This window comes from Methylobacterium sp. WL69, assembly GCF_008039485.1.
In the GTDB taxonomy this organism is placed as follows: domain Bacteria; phylum Pseudomonadota; class Alphaproteobacteria; order Rhizobiales; family Beijerinckiaceae; genus Methylobacterium.
This window is the reverse complement of record NZ_VRUZ01000013.1, coordinates 16,094-31,106: the sequence shown is the minus strand read 5'-3', so window position 1 is coordinate 31,106 and position 15,013 is coordinate 16,094. Positions and strand designations below refer to the sequence as shown.

Here is a 15,013-nt window from a genome sequence, read left to right as displayed (position 1 = left end):
GGCGCGGCATTTTCCAGCGACCAGGATTCCCGTGACCGGGACCCGACGCGGGTCCGGCCCTTGATTTACGCGCGGCGAGGCGGGACAGACAAAATCCCGAACGCCCTGGAGCGACCCGAGATGGAAGAGTTGATTGCCCGCGTCACCACCGTGACCGGCCTGGACGCTGCGACGGCCCAGACGGCCATCGGCCACATCCTGGCCTTCCTCCAGAAGGAAGGGCCCGCCACCGAGGTGAGCCAGCTCCTCGCCGCCCTTCCGGGCTCGGAGACCGCCATCGCGGAGTCCAATGCGGGCGAAGGCGGTGGCGGCCTGATGGGCATGCTCGGCGGCATGATGGGCGGCGGCGTGATGGCGCTCGGCCAGAAACTCATGGCGGCGGGCGTGCCCATGGGTCAGATGCAGCCGCTCGGCCGGGAGCTGTTCGCCTACGGCCGCGAGACGGCGGGCGAGGACGTGATGGGACCCATCGTCGGCTCGATCCCCGGCCTGAACCAGTTCGTCTAAGCCCTTCCGGCTTTTCTTCGGCGGCTACCCATGCGGCAGCCGCCGAAAAAGTCCCGGCTAAGTTCCTCAAGTCTCTCTCTCACAACATGAATCCGTGTCATAAAAGCGTGCGCACCGCATGGTGATGTGGCCTCCCGACGGCGCGAGGCCGGGGGCTCCGGGGTGAGCCCGCCTCGCGGTCCCGACAGGCGGATTCGACCATGGTCCCGAACTTCGCGCGAGAGGCGTCCGCGGCGTGGCTCACCGGCTGGGAGACGCATGTCCATGCGCCCTTCGTCCGGATGAAGCAGAAGCGCGGCGAGACCGGCCTGTCGGGACTGCCCGGCTTCAACGGGCGTGCCCTGATCCCGCCCGGCGCCGTGCCGATCCGGTTCAAGCCGCGTCTGAAGAAGCCCCTCCCCGCACCGGGCCTCGATCCGAGCCTGGGACGCATCGGCAACCTCGAAGTGCGGCTGGCCACCTCCGTCTCGGAGATCCGCCGGGCCCAGCGCCTGCGCTACCGGGTATTCTTCGAGGAGATGCAGGCGGTGGCCACCGGCCTGTCCCTGCTGTCCCGCCGCGATATCGACGCCTACGACACGGTGTGCGACCATCTCCTCGTCATCGACCATGCCGCCACGGACGAGACCCCGTTCCGGCGCCCGCGCCCCAAGGTGGTGGGCACCTACCGTCTCCTGCGTCAGGACACGGCCGACCGGCATTTCGGCTTCTACACGGCGGGCGAGTACGACATCGCGCCGCTCCTCGCCGCGCATCCGGGCAAGCGCTTCCTCGAACTCGGCCGCTCCTGCGTGCTGAAGCCGTACCGGACCAAGCGCACGGTGGAACTGCTCTGGGCCGGCATCTGGGCCTACGTGCAGCACCACCGCATCGACGCCATGCTCGGCTGCGCCAGCCTGGAGGGGACGGACCCGGAGCGCCTCGCCCTGCCGCTGAGCTTCCTGCATCACCATGCCCGTGCCCCCGAGGGCTGGGGCGCCCGAGCGCTGCCCGGGCGCTACGTCACCATGGACCGCCTCGCCCGCGAGGCCGTGGACCCGAAGGCGGCCCTCCAGGCCTTGCCGCCCCTGATCAAGGGCTACCTGCGCGTCGGCGCCACCTTCGGCGACGGCGCCGTGGTCGATCGCCAGTTCGGCACCACCGACGTGTTCGTGGTCCTGCCGGTCTCGGCCATCGCGGCACGCTACATCGACCATTTCGGGCCTGCGGCGAACCGTAGGGCGGCGTAGGGCCAGCTTCGGCCACGCGGGCGCCGTATCCCTCCGGCAACCCGATGCCTCGGGCCGGAGGGTGGGGACGGATGCGAGGGTATCGATACGAGGCGCTCGACGGCGTGCGCGGCCTCGCCGCCCAGGCGGTGGTGTTCACCCATGCCGTCGAGATGGCCTTCCTGCCCGCCCACGGGACCGGGGCCGGCGTCACCGGCTGGATCGGCCGGGCCTCGGTGATGCTGTTCTTCGCCCTCAGCGGCTTCGTCATCGCCACGAGCCTCGGCCGCCTGGCGGACCGGGACGGGCGCCACCTCGTGCCCTACGCGGTCCACCGGGTGGCCCGAATCGTCCCGCCCCTCGTCTTCGCCATCATCGTCACCTTCGCGGTCGGTGCCCTCGGGCGGGCGGGCCTGCCGCTCCTGACCCGGTCGGGCGAACCCTACGACATGGGCGTCCTGGCGTTCCTGCGCGGGATCACCCTGACCTTCGCGCCGAGCGACGCGACCTTCGTCATCGACAACCCGCTCTGGTCCCTGCGCCAGGAGGTCTACCTCTACGCCGTGGCGGCCTTCGCCAGCCTCGCCCTCGTCGGGCACGGGGTCCGGCGGGTCCTGGGCGCCGCCCTCGCCGTGGGGCTGATCGTCGTCACGGCGAACCGGTTCTTCTACCTCCAGTCCCTGGCCCTGTTCGGGGCCGGCGCGGCCGCCGCCGGGTTCGGCGGGCATCCGGGCCTGCGCCGGATCGCGGCCTCGCCGGCCCTCCTGCCCGTCGCCGGGCTGGCCCTGGCCGCGCCCCTCGCCTTCGTCGGCCAGCCCGGATTCGTCGACGGCATGAGCGCGTGGGGGCCGTTCCTCGCCTATCAGGCGGCTTTGGGCTTGCCCCTCGGCCTCTGCCTCCTCGGTCTCGCGATCGACGAGAGCTCGATCGCGCGGGGCTTCGCGGCCTGCGCGGGCGCGGCGGCGTTCTCCTACACCCTCTACGTGGTGCACATGCCGATCCTGGTGCTGGTGTTCTCCCTGCGGGCCCATCTCGGCTGGGCGCCGGGCTGGACCGGCAGCGCCGCGACCCTGGCGGTGGCGTGGCTCGGGGCCCAGGTCGTGGCCATCACGGCCGCCCGTTCCCTCGAACGCCCGAAGGCGGCACGTGCCGCCCTGTTCCGTCTGCTCGGCCGAATCGGCTGGACGGGCACGCTGTCGAGGTCGGCCTAGCTCCCGTCGGCGCGCGCATCCGCCACCAGGGCCGCCAAGCCCTCGCGGTAGGTGGGATAGGCCAGATCGACGCCGAGTTCCTCGCGGATGAGCCGGTTCTTCACGCGCTTGTTCTCGCCGTAGAAGCTGCGCGCCATCGGGCTCAGATCGGCCGTCTCGAAGTCGATCTCCGGCGGCAGGGGCAGGCCCGCCAGGGCGGCGGCGTATTCCGTCACCACCTGCGGCGGCGTCGGCGCATCGTCGGTGACGTTGTAGACCGCCCCGGCGCGGGGCCGGTCGAGGGAGGCGAGCAGGGTCGTGGCGATGTCGTCCACGTGGATGCGGTTGAACACCTGCCCCGCCTTGATGATCCGCTGCGACTTGCCCTCGCGCAGCTTGACGATGGGGTTGCGCCCCGGTCCGTAGATTCCGGCGAGGCGGAACACCTGCACGGGCTTGCCGGACGTGCGTCCGAGATCGAACCAGGCCGCCTCGACGGCGAGGCGCCCATGCGAGCGGGCACTGGTCGGGCGCGGCGCCGTGGCCTCGTCGATCCAGGCGCCCTGCTGGTCGCCGTAGACGCCGATGGTCGAGAGGTAGCCGATCCAGCCGATGCGGCTGTTGCCGATCGCGTCCGCGTAGCGGCCCAGCACCGTGTCGCCGTCGCGGCCGGGGGGAGCCGAGACGAGGAGCACGTCGGCGTCGGCGAGGTCAGCGGCGATGCGGTCGTCGTCGCCCTCCGGGCCGAAGGTTCGAAGGGCGACACCGTCGAGGCCGGCGCCGGCCCGCGACGGATCGGTGACCGTGGCGCGGACCTGCGCGAACCGCCCGGAGGCCCGTTCGACGAACCGGCGCGCGGTGAAGCCGAGGCCGAAGACGAAGAGGTTCATGGGTCTGCCAAGTCCTGCCCTAGCCCGGTGCCGCCGGGTGCTGCGCGAGGGCGTTCTGCCACTCCGCACGGACCTCGTCATCCCTTTCGTCCGCACCGCAGCGGGCGAACGCGGCGCGCAGGGACGACGCGTCGAGGAGGCGGCCGACCGCCCAGACGGCGGCGCCGCGCACCAGGGGCGAGGAATCCCCCAGACACCGCGCGGCCTCCGGGGCCAGGGCGAGCGACCCTGAATTGCCGATGGCGACGAGGACGTTGCGCAGGAAGCGGTCGCGGCCCGTGCGCTTGATCGGCGTGCCGGCGAACCGCGTCCGGAAAGCAGCATCGTCCAGACGCGCGAGTTTGGCGAGGGGCGGGGCGGCGAGATCCGCCCGCGCCGCCAGCCGCCCTTCACCCGCGACCGCCGCGAACTTGTTCCAGGGGCAGACGGCGAGGCAGTCGTCGCACCCGAAGATGCGGTTGCCGATGGCGGCGCGGAATTCGCGCGGGATCGGACCCTCGTGCTCAATGGTGAGGTAGGAGATGCAGCGCCTGGCATCGAGCTGGTAGGGCGCCGGAAAGGCACCCGTCGGGCAGATGTCGAGGCAGCGCCGGCACGAGCCGCAATGGTCGGTCTCGGGCGCGTCCGCCACCAGATCGGCCGAAGTGTAGATCGCCCCGAGCAGGAGCCAGTTGCCGTGGGCCCGCGAGATCAGCACCGTGTGCTTGCCCTGCCAGCCGAGGCCGGCGGCTTCGGCCAGCGGTTTCTCCATCACGGGGGCGGTGTCGACGAACACCTTCACCCGCACGTCGCCCTTGGCCGAGAGATAGCCGCCGAGCTCCTTGAGCTTGCCCTTCAGCACCTCGTGATAATCGCGGCGCTGCGCATAGGCCGCGATGGCGCCCCGGTCGCGCCGGTTCAGCACGTCGAGGGGATTTTGGTCCGGCCCATAGGTCATGCCGAGCATGATCACGCTGCGGACGCCCGGCCACAGGGTCGCCGGATCGGCGCGCTGGTCGGCCCGATCCACCATCCACGTCATGTCGCCGTGATGTCCGGCCGCGAGCCAGACCGGCAGGCGTTCGACCAGGGCCGGCACCGCATCGGGCCGGGTCACGCGAATGTCGTCGAAGCCGAGGTGCCGGGCACGGGTCTCCACGGCCCGGCGCAGGTCGTCCCCCGCCAGGATCTTTCGCGGCGGACGAAGCTTCGTCGGGGCGTCGGTCAGAAGTCCAGGTCCGCGTAGTGATCCGCCGGAGCCATGCCCGGCACCCGGTCGGCCAGGAGCGTGCGGAAGCACGGGCGCGACTTCACCCGCGCGTACCAGTCCCGCGCCGTCTCGTCCTCGTCCCATGGCACGTCGCCGAGATAATCCACGCAGGAGAGGTGGGCCGCCGCCGCCAGATCCGCATAGGTCAGATGGTCGCCCGCGATCCATTTGCGGCGGGACATGAGGTAGCCGATGTATTTCAGGTGATAGCGCACGTTGGTGCGCGCCGCCCGGATGGCGTTCATGTCCGGCGGGCCGCCACCGGCGGCGCTGTTCATGAAGCGCTTGAAGATCTTTTCGGTGACGAGGTAGCCCGTCACCTCCGAATCGAACTTGACGAGGAACCAGTCGAGGAGACGACGGACCTCGACCCGGGCCGCCGTGGTCTCGGGCAGGAGGCGACGGCCGCTGAGGCCGAGCCCCCGCGTCTCGTCGAGGTACTCCGCGATGATGCCGGCACCGGGGATCGCCAGTCCCGACTGCTCCACCAGGACCGGCGTGGTGCCGGCCGGGTTGATGATGAGGAAGGCGTCGCGCCGCTCCCACGGGCGTTCCTCCAGCAGGGAGGGCTCCATCCCCATCTCGGCAAGCACGAGGCGGATGAAGCGCGAATGGGGGCAGAAGGGGGAGTGGTGAAGCGTCGCCATCGAGGCCGTTCGGACGGGGGAAGCTGCCGGGGACGAGCCGTATCGGGCCCCTCGCAGAGGGTCGCCTGTCGAGACATATTGCTCGATCGTTGCCGCCTCATTAACACGCTCGACCAAAGGCGGTAACCATCCGTCAACCGACATGGTCGAAGGCTCGGATGAAATCCAAGGCCGTCCCCGGCCTGCGGAACGCGTGGCCGCGCCACGACACGATCCCCCCGACAACGTTCAGCGAGGCGATACGATGATGGATGCGACGAGCATCGCGAAAGCGGTCGTCCTCGCCGTCGTGGAGGGCGCGACGGAATTCATCCCGGTCTCGTCCACGGGGCACCAGCTCCTGGTCGGCCATTTCATCGGCTTCCAGTCGCCCAACAACACCTTCGAGGTGCTGATCCAGCTCGGCGCCATCCTGGCGATCCTGGCGGTCTATTTCGGGCGGCTGCTCGGCATCGCCAGGGCCCTGCCGAGCGATCCCAACGCCCGGCGCTTCGTCCTCGGCATCCTCCTCGCCTTCCTGCCGGCGGCCATCATCGGCGGCCTGTTCTCGAAATACATCAAGTACTATCTCTTCAATCCGTGGATCGTGTGCGCGACCCTGGTGGCGGGCGGCCTCGTCCTCCTCGTCCTCGACGAGACCGACCTCGAGGTGAAGAAGCGCGACGTGTTCGACTTCTCCCTGCCGATGGATTTCAAGATCGGCCTGTTCCAGTGCATCGCCATGATCCCCGGCGTGTCGCGCTCGGGCGCCACCATCGTGGGCGCCATGCTCATGGGCGCGGACAAGCGCTCGGCTACGGAATTCTCGTTCTACCTCGCGATCCCCACCATGGCGGGCGCCTTCGCCAAGGATCTCCTCGACAACTACAAGAACCTCTCCCGGGACGACACCGGCCTCATCGTCATCGGCTTCATCGTGGCGTTCTTCTCCGCCCTGTTCGTGGTCCGCACGGTGCTCGACTACGTCTCCGCCCACGGCTTTCGCCTGTTCGCCTGGTGGCGCATCATCGTCGGGTCCCTCGGCTTCTTCGGGCTGATCGTGTTCGGTTAGGGCGCGGCGTCCCGGCGGGGACCGGAGGACGATTTCCGGACCGGGCCGGCGTATTCCATATCCAGGTTCGGGGGCGATTGCGTCGACGGGCGCCACGGTGCAAGGGCTTTCGGGACATTGTGCTGAGCCCGGCCCCACGTGGCCGGCGTCCCGATCGCGAAGGCCCGAACGATGGAAGACCGTCCCCTCGCCGACCTGTTTCCGCCCGCGACCCGTGAGCGCTGGCTCGGCCTCGTCGAGGGTGTGCTGAAGGGCGGCGACTTCGAGAAGAGGCTCGTCTCGAAGACCGCCGACGGCATCCGCATCGAACCCCTCTACGACCCGGCCGAGCCCGTGGCTCAGCCCATGCGGCAACCCGGCTCCTGGCGGATCGCCCAGCGGGTCGATCATCCGGCGGGCGAGACGGCGCGCGATCTGGCCCTCGCCGACCTCGAAGGCGGGGCGGACGCCCTCACCCTCGTGTTCTCCGGCGCCCCGGCCGCCCGGGGCTTCGGCCTCACCGCCGCCACGGCCGAGGCGCTCGACGCGGCCCTGGCCAGCGTGATGCTGCCGCTCATCGCCATCCGCCTCGATGCCGGCGGCCGTGGGCTGGAGGCGGCCGCCCTGCTCAAGGGCGTGGCCGAGCGGCGCGGCGACGCCCTCGGCGGCCTCGACATCGATCTCGGCCTCGACCCCGTCGGCACCTTCGCGGCGACGGGCCGCCTCGGCGCCGATTTCGGCAAGGACCTCTCCGACGCGCTGGCGACCTTCGACGGAGCGGGCTTCGCCGGGCGGGCCTGCCTCGCCGACGGACGCCCCTATCACGAGGCCGGCGCCAGCGAAGCGGTGGAACTCGCAGCCGTCCTCGCGACGGCGGTCGCCTACCTGCGGGCCCTGGAAGCCGGCGGCCACGACGTCGCCCGCGCCCGCGACGCCGTCGCGGTGCTGCTGGTGGCCGATGCCGACGAGTTCCTCACCATCGCCAAGTTCCGCGCCATGCGCCGGCTCTGGGCCAGGGTCGAGGCGGCCTGCGGCCTCGAGCCCAAGCCCTTGCGCCTGCACGCGGAAACCGCCTGGCGGATGATGAACCGCAACGACCCGTTCGTGAACATCCTGCGCACCTCCATGGCGGCGGGTTCGGCGGGCCTCGGCGGGGCCGACAGCGTCACCGCCCTGCCCTACACCGCGGCCCTGGGCCTCGCCGACGCCTTCGCCCGCCGGGTGGTGCGCAACAGCCAGATCGTTCTCATCGAGGAATCCAACCTCGCCCGGGTCGCCGATCCGGCGGCGGGTGCCGGCAGCTTCGAGACCCTGACGGACGCGCTGACCCGGACCGCGTGGGAGGCGTTCCAGGCCATCGAGGCCGAGGGCGGCATCGTCGCGAGCCTCCGGTCCGGCGCCCTCCAGGCCCGGATCGCCGAGACCGCGAAAACCCGCGAAAAAAACGTCGCCACCCGCCGCGAAGCCCTGACGGGGGCAAGCGAATTCCCGTTCCTGGCCGAGAAGCCGGTGACCACCCTCGACGTCGCGCCGCTGCCGGGCGAGGCCGTTCCGTTCGGCTCCGGCGAGGGCCTCACCTGCGCGCGCCTGCCCTCGCGCCGCCTGGCCGAGCCCTACGAGGCGCTGCGCGAGGCATCCGATGCGCACCTTGCCGAATCGGGCAAGCGCCCTCGGGTGTTCCTGGCCAATCTCGGGGCGGTGGCGGTGTTCAACGCCCGGTCCACCTTCGCCGCCAATGCGTTCGCCGCCGGCGGCATCGAGGCGGTGAACGAGGACGGGTTCGACGCGGCCGACGCCGCGGCGCGGGCCTTCGCGCAATCGGGCGCGCGCATCGCCTGCCTGTGCTCGTCGGACGCGGTCTACGCGACCCATGCGGCGGCGGCGGCGCGGGCCCTCAAGGCGGCGGGCGCGGCGCGGATCTACCTCGCGGGCAAGCCCGACGACGCCTTGCAGGAGGCGGGCGTCGACAGCTTCCTGTATGCCGGCGCCGATCTCCTCGCCCTCCTGGGCGAGGCGCGGGACGCGGCGCGCTGAGGCGGCAACCGAACCGGCGCGGGGCGCGTTTTCCGAGCGTTGCCGTATCACCCCCGGACCGGAAAACCATGCGCTTCCAGATCGTTACCCTCGTGGCTCTCGCGGGCCTCACCGCCCCGGCATCCGCCGCCACCAAGAAGGTCCAGGTGCCGAACCGCTATGACGGGGCCTGGAGCATCGAGGTGGTCACCCTCGACGGTCCCTGCGATCGGGCCTACCGCTACGGCGTCCGGATCAACCGCGGCGAGGCGACCTATGCCGGCGGCGACTTCTCCATCAGCGGCCGGGTCTCCGGCAACGGGGCCGTGCGCGCCGTGATCCGGCGGGGTTCGGACAGCGCCGACGTGGTCGGGCGCCTCGGCCGGCAGGGCACGGGCGGCGGCACCTGGAACACCACGGGGCTCATCGGCTGCAGCGGGCGCTGGAACGCCGAGCGGCGCGGCTGAGGTCGGGCGCGCCGGTCCACCCCACCCCCGCGCCGGGGAATCGCCGGTCCGCCCGTGTGATGCGCCGGTCACAGGACCGTCCAAAACCGCGCGACGGACCGCGAAGGCCCTGTTCCCGCCGGAATTGACGGGGAAGACTCGGTCCGGGTTCGAAGGCGGTTTCGATCGGGGCTTCACGCGATGAAGACATGGTGGCTGGGTGCGCTCGTTCTCGTCACGGGCCTGGGTGCCGAGGCCCAGGGCGCCTCGCGGGTCCCGGGGCGGCCGCACCCGGTGATGTCGCCCCTCGAGACGGCGGCCACGGCGTGCTTCGCCGAGACCATCCTGTCGAATCCCGCCGCCCTGCGGCATGCCCGGGCGGGGCGCTGGTACGAGGCCGCCGGCGTCATCGGGTTCCTGTGCCGTCCCGAGGTGGACGCCATGGTGCGGGCGCATGACGGCCTGCACGGCCGCGGCACCGGCGCGCGCTTCTTCCGCACGGCCTACACCCGGCACCTCGGCGAGGAACTCGCCGGGCGGCTCCAGCCGATGCTGGCGCGCCAGGACGTCGCCAGCGCCGAGCCCGTCGCGGACAAGGCCGAGGCGGACAAGCCGGCCGAGTAGACTCGCGAAGGTTCGGGCGAACCGACCGTTCTGCAGAAGACGTCATCGCCCGCCGGCGGCCTGACGACACCGATCCTTCAGATGCGTGCGATAAGCATGATCCCTTCGTGCGATGCCGCGCGGGTGGAGAGCGCCTTCATGCTGGATGTGCGGCGGCCCGAAGCGCGTCTTCCGGGTGAAGAGGCGCGTCTTCCCGCTGAAGAAGCGTTTCCTGCCGGTGACGAGGCGCCTGTCCCCCACGCCGCCGCGCCGCCGGCCGGCCTCGCAGCGCTCCTCGACGGGTTGTGCCGGGCCCTGGCGGCCGCGGCCGCGGAGATCCGCCTGCCCGACGGATCGGTGGTGTGCAGGGGGGACGGCCGCGACCGCGCGGAGCCGCATCCGTCCGTCGACATCCCCTTGGAGGACGGACCTTCGGGGGACGGGCCGTTCGAGGACGTCCCCCCGGCGGCCGGGGGCCACCTCGGCATCCTGCGCCTGTGGGCGCCGTGGGCGCGGCACCCGTCGGCGGCCCAGGCGGCGGGCCTGTCGGGCTTCGTCCTGGCGGCGCGCTTCGTCCTCGAGCGGCAGCGCGACGCCGCCACCCGGATGCGCCGCGACACCGAGCGGACGGTTCTGTCCGCCATCGTCCGCGACCAGTCCGCCGCCCTCGCCCACCTGCGCGCGACCTTCGAGGCGGCGGGCCGGGTCGCCCGGATCGGCGTGTGGGAATGCGACCTGCGCAGCCAGCGCCTGACCTGGACCGACGCGGTCTACGACCTCTTCGGGTTTCCGCGCGGCAGCCCCCTCGACCGGGACGCGACCCTGCGCTGCTATCCGCCCGGCGCCCGGGAAACCATGGAGGCCCTGCGGGCCCGGGCCATCGCCGAGGGCGGCGGCTTCCACCTCGACACCCAGATCGTCACCGCGGGCGGCCAGCCGCGCTGGATGCGCCTGACCGCCACCGTGGCGTCCACGGACGGCGTGCCCGTGCGCCTCTTCGGCATGAAGCAGGACATCACCGAGGAGCGGCTGCTGGCCGACCGGACCCGGCACCGCGCCGAGACCGACGGGATGACCGGCCTGCCCAACCGCGGCGTGTTCGAGGCGCGGCTCGCCGCCCTGGATGCGTCCGACGCGGACCCGCCGGATTCGCCGTCCCCCGGTGCCCTGCTGCTCATCGACCTCGACGGGTTCAAGGCGGTCAACGACACCTTCGGGCACGCCATGGGCGACACCTGCCTGGGGCAGGCCGCCCGGCGCCTGCGCGACGCCTGCCGGCCCGGCGACTTCGTGGCCCGGATCGGCGGCGACGAGTTCGGCGTCCTGCTCGGCGGCCCCCTGGCCGGATCGGAGCCCGAGGCCTGCGCCGAACGGATCGTCGCCGCCCTCCACACCCGCATCCGCGGCAACGGCCTGAGCGTCCGGCTCGGCGCCTCCGTCGGCATCGCGCGCATCGGCGACTGCGACGCCACCGAATTGTTCGCCCGCGCCGACCGGGCCCTCTACGCCGCCAAGGCCGCGGGCCGCAACACCGTCCGGAGCTTCGGCCCGGCCCTCGCCGGGACCGCCCCGGCCCGGAATCGGCGAGCCGCCTTCCCCTGAGGCGGCGCGCGGGCCGGGGTGGAGCGGACCCGCGAGGGCCGAGCCCCCGCCCGGCGACCGGCACCGGGCGTCCGATGACGGTCCGCCGGAGCCTGGCCGAAGACACTCGACCGCACTCGCGGGCCCGATCCCGGCGGGAGACGGCCGACGCTCGATATCGGAACCGAACGACCGGGTTGGGTGGGAAGCAGCTTGGCTGCTTTCAGTCGCAAGACGTTCATAAGCGGACCTAGGATGACCCGCCGTCTCCGGATGGACGGTCCAACCCATCGCAGGGTCGAAGTTCGTTAAAGTCGGATGCCGACATCATCAGAGGCGATGCGACCAGCACGAAAGTGCTCTGCCTCGGGAGACAGGGTGATTCACGATTGCAAAGCCCCGGTCACGCGACATCTCGTGCTGGTCCGGCATGGCCAGAGCGTAGCCAACCGATCCGGCCTGTTCACGGGATTGCTGGACTCGCCCTTGACCGAGCAGGGCCGGAGGGAAGCCGAGGCAGCCGGCCGGCGTTTGGCAGAGTGCAACTGGCGCTTTTCCGCTGCCTTCACCTCGACGCTAACGCGGGCCGTCGTGAGCGGCCGGCTTATCCTCGATGCGCTCGGGCAACCCGGATTGGTCCCCCAAAGCTTCGCCGCGCTCGACGAGCGAGACTACGGGGACCTCAGCGGGCTCGACAAGATCGCCGCCGATGCGCGCTGGGGGGCGGAGCGGATCGAGACCTGGCGCCGCTCCTACGCAGAGGCGCCGCCGAACGGTGAGAGCCTGCGCGATACCGTCTCCCGTATCGTGCCATGCTACCTCCGAACCATCCAGCCGGCGGTCATGGGCGGAGACGTGCTCGTCGTCGCCTACGGCAATTGCCTGCGGGCCCTTGTGATGGCGCTCGAAGACCTCAGCCCGGCGGAGGTCGAGCACCTCGAACTCGCGACGGGCTCCGTCAGGATCTATGAGCTTGCCGCGGACACGACGATCAAGGCCCACTGGATCGACGGGTGAATCCGCCTGTCGGCCTCTCACAATGGGTCTCCGTGATCTGCGAAGGGGCACTTATTTCATCTATTTCAGTGATGGGAAGCATCTAATCATTCCGTTGGAGTGAATGAAAAGAACATGGGATTCTCCGGCATCACATCGGAGCCACCCATGTCCGCGCCCAGACTTTTCTCCCACGCTCGGTCAATGCGTGCCTTGGCCGGCACGAGAGCCATCCTTCCGGGACTGGGTCTCTGTATGGCGGTCACCGCCGCAGCGGTCGGCTTCGAGGCCGTCGAGGCGCATCTGTTCGGTCGCGCCTGGCTCGAAGCCCTGGTGCTGGCGATCCTGCTCGGGAGCGCGATCCGCACCGCCTGGACCCCGTCGCAACGTTTCTTTCCCGGCATCGCCTTCGGGGCCAAGACCGTACTGGAGATCGCGGTCGTTCTACTCGGGGCCTCGCTCAGCCTCACGACGATCCTCGCCGCCGGTCCGGGTCTGCTTTTCGGCATCGCGGGCGTCGTCGTGGTCGCGATCCTGTCGAGTTACGGCATCGGCCGAGCGCTCGGGCTGCATCCGCGCATGGCGATCCTCGTGGCCTGCGGGAACTCGATCTGCGGCAACTCGGCGATCGCCGCCACGGCACCGGTGATCGGCGCAGACGGCGAGGACGTCGCCGCCTCCATTGCCTTCACTGCGGTGCTAGGCGTGCTGGTGGTGCTCGGCCTGCCGCTGCTGGTGCCGCTGCTCGGCCTGTCGCCGATGCAGTACGGCGTGCTCGCCGGCCTTACCGTCTACGCCGTGCCGCAGGTGCTCGCCGCCACCGCGCCGGTCGCGGCGCTCAGCGTCCAGGTCGGAACCCTGGTGAAGCTCGTCCGGGTGCTGATGCTAGGCCCGATCGTCCTGGTGCTCTCGCTCGGCGCGAGCCGGCTGCGCGAGGAGACCGACGAGGCCGCCCCCGGCGTCACCGCGGGCGACCGCCCGGCCCGCGGCGGCCTCGCGATCCACCGCCTGGTGCCGTGGTTCATCCTCGCCTTCCTTGCGCTCGCGGGCCTTCGCTCGACGGGCCTGATCCCGCCGGTTGCGCTCGCGCCGATGTCGGAGACCGCCAACGTGCTGACCGTGGTCTCGATGGCGGCGCTCGGCCTCGGGGTCGACGTGCGCAGCGTCGCCAAGGCCGGGGCGCGGGTGACCCTCGCGGTGGTCGCCTCGCTCCTCGCCCTCGGCGCCGTCAGCCTCGGCCTGATCCGCGTGCTCGGCCTCGTCTGATCCGCGCTATGGCATCGATCCAACTCCTTGATGAAAGAACTGCCGTGACACGTTCGTCCCAATCTTCGTCCGAGGCGGTCGCGCAGGGGACGGGATGGTTGATGGGGCCGGGTCGCGAAGCGGCGGACGCGGCAGCCCTTCTCGACGGGTTCAGTGCGTGCCTCTCGGGGCTTGGCCTGCCACTGGCCCGCGCCACCACCCACGCGCCGACCCTGCATCCGTCGTTCCGCTGGGTAATGCGCGTCTGGCATCCAGGAGCGTCGAGCCTAGCCTTGCGTCGCCGCCACGGCATCGAGAGTACGCCGACGTTCCACGGCAACACCGTCGAGCGCGTAGTCGAGACCCGTACCCCGTTCCGATGCCGTCTCGACGGGGATGGGCCGCTGCCGTTTCCCGTGCTCGGCGAGCTTCGCACCGAGGGTCTAACCGACTACCTCATCGTGCCGCTGCGCGCCGCGCGTGGACGCATGGGCGCCGCCTCCTGGGCCACGGCGAGACCGGGCGGCTTCACGCCGATCGAGATCTGCACGTTGCTGGCGCTGGTCGAGCCGTTCTCGCTGCTGTTCGAGATCAAGGCGCTCGACGACATGCTAGGCGCGGTGCTGAGCGCCTATGTCGGACGCGACCCGGCGCGGCAAATCCTGACCGGCACGGTGCGGCGCGGCGACGTACGCTTGATGCGGGCCGCGATGATGCTGACCGACCTGCGCGGGTTCGGCGAACTGTCCGACCGGCAAAGCCCCGACCGTGTCGTGGCCGCCCTCAACCGGATGTTCGATGCCATCGTGCCGGCCGTCGAGGCGGAAGGCGGCGAGGTGCTGAAGTACATCGGCGACGGGCTACTGGCCGTGTTCGATGCCGATCGCGACGAGGCCGAGGCGCGCAGTGCCGCCTTGCGTGCCGCCGAGGCCGCGCTTGATGCGCTTGCGACCCTGCGCAACGGTGACAGGGCTGCCTTCGAGGTCGGCGTCGCACTTCATGTCGGGGAGGTCGCCTACGGCAATATCGGCGGCGGCGACCGGGTCGATTTCACGGCGATCGGCCGCGATCTCAACGTGCTCGCCCGCGTCGAGCGCCTGTGCAAGACCTACAACACGCCGCTGATCGCCACCGACACCTTCATCGACGGGTTGGCACATGCCCTTGAACCGCTCGGCACCGTCGCCTTGCGCGGTTTTTCCGAGCGTCACGCCCTGTTCGGGTGTCGCAGGACCGCGCCCGTCGGCGCGCCGGCGGCGTGACGCCGAGACGGCGTCCTTGATCGTCCCATTGGAGATCGAAACTTCTCAAATCATCGCGTTTGGAGATCATTCGTATCGCGAAAGACCGTTGGTGGGAATAAATCGTATCCCGTAGCATCTCCCTGGTCGCGAGGAATCGCCACGGG

At 71.0% G+C, this 15,013-nt stretch carries 14 protein-coding genes; 11 read left to right on the top strand and 3 right to left on the bottom strand.

Annotated elements, in window-relative coordinates; translation table 11 throughout:
- Window positions 1–120: 120 nt before the first annotated feature.
- From FV218_RS06240 to FV218_RS06230, 3 genes are all read left to right on the top strand, one after another.
- Window positions 121–507, top strand: a complete 387-nt coding sequence (locus FV218_RS06240) for a hypothetical protein (protein WP_056087084.1) — start codon at window positions 121–123, stop codon at window positions 505–507.
- A 200-nt stretch (window positions 508–707) separates the two neighbouring features.
- Window positions 708–1,736 (top strand): GNAT family N-acetyltransferase, encoded by a 1,029-nt coding sequence (locus FV218_RS06235; RefSeq protein ID WP_147709092.1) that lies wholly within the window; start codon window positions 708–710, stop codon window positions 1,734–1,736.
- Window positions 1,737–1,807: 71 nt separating this feature from the next.
- Complete coding sequence (locus FV218_RS06230; RefSeq protein ID WP_162239969.1) at window positions 1,808–2,926, top strand: acyltransferase; 1,119 nt, start codon at window positions 1,808–1,810, stop codon at window positions 2,924–2,926.
- Here the strand turns inward: FV218_RS06230 and FV218_RS06225 are convergent.
- The 3 genes from FV218_RS06225 to FV218_RS06215 form a co-directional block, all read right to left on the bottom strand.
- Complete coding sequence (locus tag FV218_RS06225; RefSeq protein WP_056087092.1) at window positions 2,923–3,795, bottom strand: SDR family oxidoreductase; 873 nt, start codon at window positions 3,793–3,795, stop codon at window positions 2,923–2,925. The genes FV218_RS06230 and FV218_RS06225 overlap by 4 nt on opposite strands.
- A gap of 19 nt (window positions 3,796–3,814) precedes the next feature.
- On the bottom strand, window positions 3,815–4,933 hold the full coding sequence (queG, locus tag FV218_RS06220) for a tRNA epoxyqueuosine(34) reductase QueG (protein ID WP_274533105.1): 1,119 nt from the start codon (window positions 4,931–4,933) through the stop codon (window positions 3,815–3,817).
- Between the two features lie 65 nt (window positions 4,934–4,998).
- The gene (locus FV218_RS06215; RefSeq protein ID WP_056087095.1) at window positions 4,999–5,691 is read right to left on the bottom strand and encodes a glutathione S-transferase family protein; all 693 of its coding nucleotides are present in this window, start codon (window positions 5,689–5,691) and stop codon (window positions 4,999–5,001) included.
- Between the two features lie 247 nt (window positions 5,692–5,938).
- Here FV218_RS06215 and FV218_RS06210 point away from each other — a divergent pair, with 247 nt between their 5' ends.
- The 8 genes from FV218_RS06210 (at window position 5,939) to FV218_RS06175 (ending at window position 14,867) form a co-directional block, all read left to right on the top strand.
- On the top strand, window positions 5,939–6,742 hold the full coding sequence (locus FV218_RS06210) for an undecaprenyl-diphosphate phosphatase (RefSeq protein ID WP_056087097.1): 804 nt from the start codon (window positions 5,939–5,941) through the stop codon (window positions 6,740–6,742).
- 171 nt (window positions 6,743–6,913) lie between these two features.
- Window positions 6,914–8,755: a methylmalonyl-CoA mutase family protein gene (locus FV218_RS06205; protein WP_147709091.1), complete on the top strand. Its 1,842-nt coding sequence runs from the start codon at window positions 6,914–6,916 to the stop codon at window positions 8,753–8,755.
- Window positions 8,756–8,823: 68 nt separating this feature from the next.
- Window positions 8,824–9,201, top strand: coding sequence for a hypothetical protein (locus FV218_RS06200; protein ID WP_056087100.1), 378 nt, complete (start codon window positions 8,824–8,826; stop codon window positions 9,199–9,201).
- 180 nt (window positions 9,202–9,381) lie between these two features.
- Entirely contained in the window at window positions 9,382–9,804 is a 423-nt protein-coding gene (locus FV218_RS06195) for a hypothetical protein (RefSeq protein WP_147709090.1), read from the top strand.
- Window positions 9,805–9,900: 96 nt separating this feature from the next.
- Window positions 9,901–11,385, top strand: coding sequence for a diguanylate cyclase (locus tag FV218_RS06190; protein WP_246685014.1), 1,485 nt, complete (start codon window positions 9,901–9,903; stop codon window positions 11,383–11,385).
- Window positions 11,386–11,742: 357 nt separating this feature from the next.
- Window positions 11,743–12,381, top strand: coding sequence for a 2,3-bisphosphoglycerate-dependent phosphoglycerate mutase (locus FV218_RS06185; RefSeq protein WP_056278302.1), 639 nt, complete (start codon window positions 11,743–11,745; stop codon window positions 12,379–12,381).
- A gap of 147 nt (window positions 12,382–12,528) precedes the next feature.
- Complete coding sequence (locus tag FV218_RS06180) at window positions 12,529–13,626, top strand: putative sulfate exporter family transporter (RefSeq protein ID WP_200913232.1); 1,098 nt, start codon at window positions 12,529–12,531, stop codon at window positions 13,624–13,626.
- A gap of 101 nt (window positions 13,627–13,727) precedes the next feature.
- On the top strand, window positions 13,728–14,867 hold the full coding sequence (locus FV218_RS06175) for an adenylate/guanylate cyclase domain-containing protein (protein ID WP_056217688.1): 1,140 nt from the start codon (window positions 13,728–13,730) through the stop codon (window positions 14,865–14,867).
- The last annotated feature ends 146 nt before the right edge of the window (window positions 14,868–15,013 follow it).

What these genes read in the sequence shown, in the direction of transcription:
- FV218_RS06195 (WP_147709090.1), top strand. Translation starts at nt 9,382, where the DNA reads ATGAAGACATGGTGGCTGGGTGCGCTCGTTCTCGTCACGGGCCTGGGT.
- FV218_RS06210 (WP_056087097.1), top strand. Translation starts at nt 5,939, where the DNA reads ATGGATGCGACGAGCATCGCGAAAGCGGTCGTCCTCGCCGTCGTGGAG.
- FV218_RS06200 (WP_056087100.1), top strand. Translation starts at nt 8,824, where the DNA reads ATGCGCTTCCAGATCGTTACCCTCGTGGCTCTCGCGGGCCTCACCGCC.
- FV218_RS06180 (WP_200913232.1), top strand. Translation starts at nt 12,529, where the DNA reads ATGTCCGCGCCCAGACTTTTCTCCCACGCTCGGTCAATGCGTGCCTTG.
- FV218_RS06190 (WP_246685014.1), top strand. Translation starts at nt 9,901, where the DNA reads ATGATCCCTTCGTGCGATGCCGCGCGGGTGGAGAGCGCCTTCATGCTG.
- FV218_RS06215 (WP_056087095.1), bottom strand. Translation starts at nt 5,691, where the DNA reads ATGGCGACGCTTCACCACTCCCCCTTCTGCCCCCATTCGCGCTTCATC.
- FV218_RS06175 (WP_056217688.1), top strand. Translation starts at nt 13,728, where the DNA reads ATGGGGCCGGGTCGCGAAGCGGCGGACGCGGCAGCCCTTCTCGACGGG.
- FV218_RS06205 (WP_147709091.1), top strand. Translation starts at nt 6,914, where the DNA reads ATGGAAGACCGTCCCCTCGCCGACCTGTTTCCGCCCGCGACCCGTGAG.
- FV218_RS06235 (WP_147709092.1), top strand. Translation starts at nt 708, where the DNA reads ATGGTCCCGAACTTCGCGCGAGAGGCGTCCGCGGCGTGGCTCACCGGC.
- FV218_RS06240 (WP_056087084.1), top strand. Translation starts at nt 121, where the DNA reads ATGGAAGAGTTGATTGCCCGCGTCACCACCGTGACCGGCCTGGACGCT.
- FV218_RS06225 (WP_056087092.1), bottom strand. Translation starts at nt 3,795, where the DNA reads ATGAACCTCTTCGTCTTCGGCCTCGGCTTCACCGCGCGCCGGTTCGTC.
- FV218_RS06230 (WP_162239969.1), top strand. Translation starts at nt 1,808, where the DNA reads ATGCGAGGGTATCGATACGAGGCGCTCGACGGCGTGCGCGGCCTCGCC.